The organism is Janibacter sp. CFPM2_SD2 (assembly GCF_057364645.1).
This window is the reverse complement of sequence record NZ_JBNFOF010000354.1, coordinates 1-1,236: the sequence shown is the minus strand read 5'-3', so window position 1 is coordinate 1,236 and position 1,236 is coordinate 1. Positions and strand designations below refer to the sequence as shown.

Below are 1,236 nucleotides of genomic sequence, written 5' to 3'. Positions count from 1 at the left end.
GCCGGCGACGGCGACGACCTCCGCGTCCGAAGGCCCCCCGCCTCCCCGCGCGGCCACGGCACGCGCGTGCGACCGGGCCGCGTACTCGTCCTGGCGCTCGCGGGCGCGCCGGCTCCTGCGCGAGCAGGTCGTTGGCCACGCCCATCTCGGGGTCGTCCCACCCCGCCGGCGCGAAGGGGGCCCGTTCGTAGCGCACCGGATCGGCACCGTCGACGGGCGGCCAGTGCCGCCACGGGGCCGTGCTCACCGACTCCACGCCGCCCGCGAGCACGGCGCTGGCGCCCCCACGCACGAGCGAGGCGGCGACGTCGATCGCGGCCAAGCCGCTCGCGCACTGCCGGTCGACGGTCAGGGCGGGGACGGTGACGGGCAGCCCGGCCACCAAGGACGCGGAGCGGGCCACGTCACCGCCGGGGCCCATGCAGTTGCCGAGCACGACGTCGCTGACGTCCTCCGGCGTCAGGCCGGAGCGGGCGAGGTCGCGGCGAGACGGGGCCGGCGAGCTGGTCGGCGGTGACCCCGGCCGAGGGAGCGTCCGGCGGTGCCGATGGCCGAGCGGGCCGCGGCGACGATCACGGGGGCGTTCATCGGGCCGCCTCGAGGGCCCTGCGGACGGCGTCGCGGTCGATCTTGTCGTGCCGGGTGCGGGGGAGGGTGGGCAGGTGCAGCCAGCGGCGGGGCCGCTGGGCGGGAGCGAGGTGCTCGCGGGCGAGGGAGGTGAGGCGCTGCACGTCACCAGCATCGGTCACGGCTGCGGCGACGACCTCACCGAGGTCGGGGTGCGGCAGCCCGACGACGACCACGTCACCGCGCGCCAGCGGGCGCAGCACGCCCTCGATGTCGGCGACCCGCACGGTGGCACCGGCCGTCGTGATCCCGCCGGCACGTCCGTGGACGACGACGCGACCGTCGACGACCTCGCCGCGGTCGCCGACGGTGACCCAGTCCCCTTCGCCTCGCAGCTCGTGGCCCGGCTCGAGGTAGCCGGCGCTGACATAGGGGGAGCGGACCCACAGCTCGCCGTCGCGCGCCTGCACGTCGACGCCCGGGAAGGGCCGCAGGTCGCCCGCGTGCTCGCCCCACGCGACGAAGGACAGCTCCGCCGCCCCGTAGTAGTGGTGCAGCCGCCCACCCGCGGTCGTCACCGCCGCGGCGGTCGCCTCGTCGACGCGGTCACCGGCGACGACGAGGGTGCGGCCGGCGAGGTCGGCCCCGTCCGCCAGCAGCCGACGAGGG

The 1,236-nt window shown here is 77.8% G+C and carries 3 protein-coding genes; all 3 read right to left on the bottom strand.

The genetic code is table 11. The features are described from left to right. The coding region (locus AC2W7J_RS18260) for a thiolase family protein (RefSeq protein ID WP_485984196.1) at positions 1 to 436 on the bottom strand (436 nt) is incomplete at its 3' end. A 23-nt stretch (positions 437 to 459) separates the two neighbouring features. Beyond that, entirely contained in the window at positions 460 to 588 is a 129-nt protein-coding gene (locus tag AC2W7J_RS18255; RefSeq protein WP_485984195.1) for a hypothetical protein, read from the bottom strand. Further along, positions 585 to 1,236: AMP-binding enzyme (locus tag AC2W7J_RS18250; RefSeq protein ID WP_485984193.1), on the bottom strand; the 652-nt coding region annotated here is incomplete at its 5' end. The genes AC2W7J_RS18250 and AC2W7J_RS18255, both read right to left, overlap by 4 nt.

What these genes read in the sequence shown, in the direction of transcription:
- AC2W7J_RS18255 (WP_485984195.1), bottom strand. Translation starts at nt 588, where the DNA reads ATGAACGCCCCCGTGATCGTCGCCGCGGCCCGCTCGGCCATCGGCACC.